Below are 5,893 nucleotides of genomic sequence, written 5' to 3' on the forward strand. Positions count from 1 at the left end.
CACGCCAGTGTCGGGGGTTTTTTGTATTTAGGATTTGATGCCGTCTCCCCCTACAAAGGCCCATGTGACCGCCGATGCACCGCAGGTGCCAGGCGGAGGCGCCGAAGGCGTCGCGAAGCGATGGCGAGCACCGCTCGCCACCTAAAGTAGGTCAGCCCTCCACCCCGTCAGGCATACCGTGCCAACCCCCTCAGGGTCGGACCTCGGTAACCCCCTGTTTCCAAACCAGTTCCCCCCCCAAAACACCCCCTCAAAAACGGCTTAGCGGCCCTCCATAAAGCCCCCAAGCACCACCTAACACCTCCAGAGCGCGCTCTCAGACCAGCCGGACCCCCTCGGGGTCGGACCCCGATAACCCCCTGTTTCCAAAACAATTCCCACCAAAAACACCCCCTCAAAAACGGCTTAGCGGTCCTCTATAAAGCCGACCAGCATCACCTAACACCTCCAGAGCGCGCTCTCAGACCGGAAAACCATGCCAAATCAAACTCTTCCGGTGGTCCGACCCCTAGCCCCACTTCCGGTGGTCCGACCCCTAGCCCCATCGGGGGCGGCTTTTCGTCGGTCGCCCTTTATCCCGCCCTAATGTATCTCTATGCTCAGGATGTCATGTATCGACGGAGCTGTTATGCAGTGGGTCAAGTCCTTTGCCGCAGGCGCATTGGCGACTTTGGTTTTTCATCAGGGTCTGCTGGCATTGCTGCATTTCAGTGGTGTAACGCCGGCGGCGGCTTATAACTGGTCGTCGACGCCGCCTCTGGGCGTGCCGGCGGTTCTTTCCCTGGCGTTCTGGGGCGGGGTGTGGGCGCTGCCGTTGTGGTGGCTGGTCCGCTATAAGCCGGCGCGGTTGTTCTGGTGGGTGTCCCTGTTGTTCGGCGCTATCGCGCCGACGGTGGTGGCCATGCTGCTGGTGTTCCCCTTGAAGGGGTTGCCGGTCTCGGCCGTGACCTGGGCCGGAGGCTTTTTGCTGAATGCGGCCTGGGGGTTGGGTACGGCGTTGTTCATGGGGCCGGTATTCCGTTGCTATCCGCGCACGTTGGAGATTCCTGGTTAAAGCCGTTGGTCGGGTCGGCGGGATTGTCGGCCCGTAATTTCTTTTGGTTTGGGAAAAGGTGATAAGGATGACGAACGACAATAAGACGATGATGAAAACCCCCATCCAGGCGCTGGAGGATCGGCGCAAGCAGCACGGTGACCGGATTGCCATGGTGCAGCCCCTGGGCGATGGCCAGGTGCGTGAGTACACCTGGGAGCAGGTGGCGGATGAAGCGTACCGGATGGCTTCGTTTCTCAAGGAGCAGGGCGTGCAGGCCGGCGACCGGGTGGCCCTGGTTTCCAAGAACTGTGCCGAGTGGATCATCGCCGACCTGGCCATCTGGATCGCCGGTGGCGTGAGCGTGCCGCTTTACCCGACGCTGATGGCGGATTCGGTGAAGCTGATTCTGGAGCACAGTGAGTCCCGCCTGCTGTTCGTGGGCAAACTGGACGACTGGGAGATGATGAAGGGCGGGGTGCCCGCCGACGTCAAGCAGATCGCCTTTTCCCTGGCGCCGGACGACGTGCGTGCCCAGGCGCCGCAATGGGCGGATATCATCAGCCAGCACCAGCCGCTGGCGGAAGCCGCCCGGCCGACGCCGGAGGATCTGGCCACCATTATCTATACCTCCGGCACCACCGGGGTGCCCAAGGGCGTGATGCACCAGTATCAGAGCCTGTCGTCGGTGGGCGACAAGGTGATCCGGGTGTACGACCTGGAGCCGGATGACCGGATGATTTCCTACCTGCCTCTGTCCCATGTGGCCGAACGGGCGGCGGTGGAGATGGCCATGCTCTACACCGGCAACAAGGTGTTCTTCGCCGAGTCCCTGGAGACCTTTGGCGAGGACATCAAGCGCGCCAAGCCCACGCTGTTCTTCGCGGTGCCGAGAATCTGGTCCAAGTTTTATCAGAAGGCGTCCGAGGCGGTGCCGCCGAAGAAACTCGATACCCTGCTGAAAATTCCCTTGCTCAACCGCGTGATCAAGAAGAAAGTGCTGGGCGCGATGGGCCTGGACGAATGCCGGGTGGCGCTGTCCGGCGCGGCCCCGCTGTCCACCGAGATCATTTCCTGGTTCAACAAGCTGGGCCTGGAGATCCTGGAAGTGTACGGAATGACCGAGAACTTCGGCTGGTCGCACACCACCGAGCAAGGCGACCAGCGCATCGGCTGGGTGGGTTCGCCCAACGACGGGGTGGAGTGCCGCATCGGCGAAGCCGGCGAAGTGGAAGTGCGCAGCGTCGGCAATATGAGTGGTTATTACAAGCAGGCCGACCTCACCGCCGAAGTGCTGTCCGAGGACGGCTGGTTGAAAACCGGCGATGTGGGCGAGATCGATGACCGTGGCCGTCTGCGTATCACCGGCCGGATCAAGGAAATCTTCAAGACCGAGAAGGGCAAATACGTGGCGCCGGCGCCCATCGAAAACCGGTTGGCGAGCCAGCCCGGCGTGGAGCTGGCCTGTGTGGTGGGGGCCAATATGTCCCAGCCCATCGCGCTGCTGAACCTGACGCCGGAAGAGCAGGAGAAGCTCAGCAAGGGCGCCGGCAAGGACAACTTCACCCGGGCGCTCAATGATCTGCTGGCTCGGGTCAACGACCAGCTCGATCCCCATGAGCGGATCAGCTGTCTGGTGGTGTGCAAGACTCCCTGGACCGTGGAGAACGGTCTGATCACACCAACCCTTAAACTGAAGCGCAACGAGATCGAAAAACACTACGCGGCGGATCTGCCGGAGTGGGGCGCCTCTCGTGGCGTAATCTGGGAACACTGAGCACGGATGGATGACAACGCGGATCTGACCCTGATCCGGCATCTCGCCGATGGCCGCTTCCACTCCGGGGCGGAACTGGGCGAGGCGCTGGGCATTTCCCGGGCGGCGATCTGGAAACGGGTACAGCGTCTCGATGAATGGGGCCTGGCGGTGGAGTCGGTGCGCGGCAAGGGGCACCGCCTGTCGCGGCCCCTGGACCTGCTGGACCCGGCGGCCCTGGCACTGGCCCTGGACGGCAGGGCGTCGCTGAAGTTCAAGCCGGTGACCGCCTCCACCAATGCGGACGCCCTGGCGCTGGCCGCCGCCGGCCAGGCATCGCCGGTGGTGGTGACCACCGAGTTCCAAAGTGCCGGCCGTGGCCGCCGTGGCCGTGCCTGGCAATCGCCCTTTGGCGCCAATCTCTATGTCAGCGTGCTTTATGAGCTGGCCGGGGGCTTTTCCGCCCTGGGCGGGCTGAGCCTGGCCGCCGGCGTGGCGGTGGCCAGGGCGCTTGAGCGGCTGGCACCGGGGCTCGGTGTGGGCCTCAAGTGGCCCAACGATGTGCTGGTGGACGGCGCCAAGCTGGGCGGCGTACTGATCGAGTTGGCCGGCGAGATGGAAGGCGGGGTGCAGGTGGTGGTTGGCGTGGGCCTCAATGTGGCCATGAGTGACCGGCAGGCTGGCGCCATCGACCAGAGCTGGATCGACCTGCAGCGTGCCTGCGCCTCGCCGCCGTCGCGCACCGACCTGGTGGCCGCGGTGGCGCTGGAACTGATCGACATGCTGGACCGGTTCGCGGTGGACGGCTTCGCGCCCTTCATGGCGCCGTTCGAGGCACTGGATCTTTGTCGGGGGCGGCCGGTCACGGTGCACGCCGCCGAGGGTGTCCGCCCGGCCGTGGCCCGGGGGGTGGGTGAAGATGGCGCCCTGTGCGTCGAAATGGATGGGGAAACCCGCTTTGTGCATGGCGGGGAAGTGAGTCTCAGATTGCAATGAAATTGTTCGTGGACGTGGGCAACACCGCCCTGAAGTGGCGCCGTCGTGACGGCGACCGGGTGGCCCAGGGGGGCGAGGTACATGCCCGAGACTGGGTCAAGGCACTGGACATACCCCTTTCATCATCGCCGCCGCCGGAATCGGTGTGGGTGGCATCGGTGGCCGGGCCCGAGGCGGACCGGCGGATTGCCGAGCTGGTGCGCGAGCGCACCGGCCAGGAAGCGCGCTTTTATTATTCCCGGGAGCAGGATTTCGGGGTTCGCAACTGCTACCCGGAGCCGCGCCGGCTGGGCGCCGACCGCTGGGTGGCGCTGGTGGAATGCTGGCAGCGCTTCGGCGCCGGTATCGTTATCGATTGTGGCAGTGCCCTGACCATCGACGCGGTGGACGGCGAGGGGGCTTTTCTCGGCGGCTATATCGTTCCCGGGCTGGGCATGCTGCGCAATGCGCTACTGCGGGATACCGCCGACGTGCACGTGGAGCAAGCCAACGCCCACCTGGGGCTGGGGCGCTCCACCGGGGAATGCGTCCATAACGGCCTGCTGCGCATGTCTGTGGCGTTCGTCACGGATGTGGTGGTTGAACTGCGTGAACGGCTTCCGGATACTTGCAAGGTGCTGGTTACCGGGGGCGACGGGGAGGAACTCTCCGCTTCTTTTTCCTTTGATTTCCTACACTTGCCAGACCTGGTGCTGGACGGCCTGGAACGGGTGGCGGCGCGACAAGAATAAGGTTTGGAGGGGAAGCCGTGCGTTGGGTCTTTTACAGCCTGCTGGTGGTCAATCTGGTGTACCTGGGCTGGCAGCTGACGATGGCCGCGCTGGCCCCGGAGCCCGGGGTGGTGGCTGCCCCCACGGCGGCACCGCAGGGACCCACCCTGCGGCTGCTCAGTGAAGTCTCCCGCCCGCGCCGGGACCAGCCGGCCCCTTCCGAGACCGGCGCCCCCGCCGGTCTGTGTCCGGTGGTCGGGCCCTGGGCCGGCGAAGGGGCGGCGGAACGGGCCCGCATCCAACTGGCCGCCGCCGGCCTGGAAGGCAGCATCCGCCCGGTCTCCGTGCAGAAGGACCATCTCAACTGGGTGTACCTGCCGGCCTATCCGGGCCGGGACCAGGCCCTGGAGGTGCTCAGCGAACTGCAGACCCTGGGGGTGGACAGCTTTATCGTCAAAACCGGCGAAGACGCCAACGCCATTTCCCTGGGCTACTTCTCCAGTGCCGAATCCGCCGAAGGGCTGCGCGTGAAAATGCAGGGCGCCGGCTATCCGGCCCGGGTGCGGCAAACCTCCCGGGCGGTCACCGAATACTGGCTGTATCTGCCGGCCCAGGCCGCCGGCGCGGCGGCGCTGGACGACTTTCTTATCGGTAATCCCGGGGTGGGGCGCGACCGGGCGGCCTGTAATGCACCGCAATGATTGCACCCCCGGAAGGCTTTCTATAGAATGCGCAGCCCTTACGCTGCTGGCGTAGCTCAGTTGGTAGAGCAGCTGATTTGTAATCAGCCGGTCGGGGGTTCGACTCCTCTCGCCAGCTCCACTTCAAGCGCGCCTAAGGGCTTGAAAATCCCTGAAAATATGGTTGACAAGGGATTGCGGCGTAAAGAGAATGTAGGCCCTTTTCAGGAGGGGTTCCCGAGTGGCCAAAGGGATCAGACTGTAAATCTGACGCGAAAGCTTCGGAGGTTCGAATCCTCCCCCCTCCACCAGAATTGGCCGGCAGGCTGGCAAGACAGAAATTGGAAGGTTCGCGGGCATAGTTCAACGGTAGAACCTCAGCCTTCCAAGCTGATGATGCGGGTTCGATTCCCGCTGCCCGCTCCAGTCTGCGGCAACAATTTGGATGCCTGACAGGGCAGTATGAAGGTTACGCTCATGTAGCTCAGTAGGTAGAGCACACCCTTGGTAAGGGTGAGGTCACCGGTTCAAATCCGGTCATGAGCTCCAAACTCCGGGCCCAGGGACTTCCTGGGCCCGGCTTCATGTGTCTTGGTGGTGCCAGGGTGGTCCGCGAGTGGCGCGGTCCTTAAATGTGTTTTCCAAGGCGCACGCCGTTCAGACGGGAATGCACAGCCAAGTTGAGAGGTAGAGAGTCGTGGCAAAGGAAAAGTTTGAA

General features: G+C 63.8%; 5 protein-coding genes and 4 tRNA genes. All 9 read left to right on the top strand.

The genetic code is table 11. From position 1 onward, the window contains the following. The first annotated feature begins 628 nt into the window (after positions 1-628). The 9 genes from FGS76_RS00940 to FGS76_RS00980 all read left to right on the top strand — a co-directional run bounded on the left by FGS76_RS00940 (position 629) and on the right by FGS76_RS00980 (position 5,724). On the top strand, positions 629-1,054 hold the full coding sequence (locus tag FGS76_RS00940; protein ID WP_138770758.1) for a hypothetical protein: 426 nt from the start codon (positions 629-631) through the stop codon (positions 1,052-1,054). A 67-nt stretch (positions 1,055-1,121) separates the two neighbouring features. Continuing rightward, complete coding sequence (locus FGS76_RS00945; RefSeq protein WP_138770759.1) at positions 1,122-2,810, top strand: AMP-binding protein; 1,689 nt, start codon at positions 1,122-1,124, stop codon at positions 2,808-2,810. Between the two features lie 6 nt (positions 2,811-2,816). Then, a complete protein-coding gene (locus FGS76_RS00950) occupies positions 2,817-3,785 on the top strand; it encodes a biotin--[acetyl-CoA-carboxylase] ligase (RefSeq protein WP_138770760.1) in 969 nt (322 codons plus the stop codon). Beyond that, a complete protein-coding gene (locus FGS76_RS00955) occupies positions 3,782-4,516 on the top strand; it encodes a type III pantothenate kinase (protein ID WP_138770761.1) in 735 nt (244 codons plus the stop codon). Before FGS76_RS00950 ends, FGS76_RS00955 begins: the two co-directional genes overlap by 4 nt. A 17-nt stretch (positions 4,517-4,533) precedes the next feature. Beyond that, positions 4,534-5,196 carry an SPOR domain-containing protein gene (locus tag FGS76_RS00960; protein ID WP_138770762.1) on the top strand — a complete coding sequence of 221 codons (663 nt, stop codon included), beginning with the start codon at positions 4,534-4,536 and terminating at the stop codon, positions 5,194-5,196. A 45-nt stretch (positions 5,197-5,241) separates the two neighbouring features. Next, positions 5,242-5,317, top strand: a tRNA-Thr gene (locus FGS76_RS00965). A gap of 85 nt (positions 5,318-5,402) precedes the next feature. Beyond that, positions 5,403-5,486: transfer RNA gene (locus FGS76_RS00970), tRNA-Tyr, on the top strand. 41 nt (positions 5,487-5,527) lie between these two features. Next, positions 5,528-5,601, top strand: a tRNA-Gly gene (locus FGS76_RS00975). A 47-nt stretch (positions 5,602-5,648) separates the two neighbouring features. Beyond that, positions 5,649-5,724: transfer RNA gene (locus tag FGS76_RS00980), tRNA-Thr, on the top strand. Positions 5,725-5,893 lie beyond the last annotated feature (169 nt).

The sequence above is a fragment of the Alloalcanivorax gelatiniphagus genome (assembly GCF_005938655.1).
GTDB classification, from domain to species: Bacteria; Pseudomonadota; Gammaproteobacteria; order Pseudomonadales; family Alcanivoracaceae; genus Alloalcanivorax; species Alloalcanivorax gelatiniphagus.

Excerpts from the sequence above, each read along its gene's own strand:
- FGS76_RS00940 (WP_138770758.1), top strand. The coding sequence starts at position 629 with ATGCAGTGGGTCAAGTCCTTTGCCGCAGGCGCATTGGCGACTTTGGTT.
- FGS76_RS00945 (WP_138770759.1), top strand. The coding sequence starts at position 1,122 with ATGACGAACGACAATAAGACGATGATGAAAACCCCCATCCAGGCGCTG.
- FGS76_RS00950 (WP_138770760.1), top strand. The coding sequence starts at position 2,817 with ATGGATGACAACGCGGATCTGACCCTGATCCGGCATCTCGCCGATGGC.
- FGS76_RS00955 (WP_138770761.1), top strand. The coding sequence starts at position 3,782 with ATGAAATTGTTCGTGGACGTGGGCAACACCGCCCTGAAGTGGCGCCGT.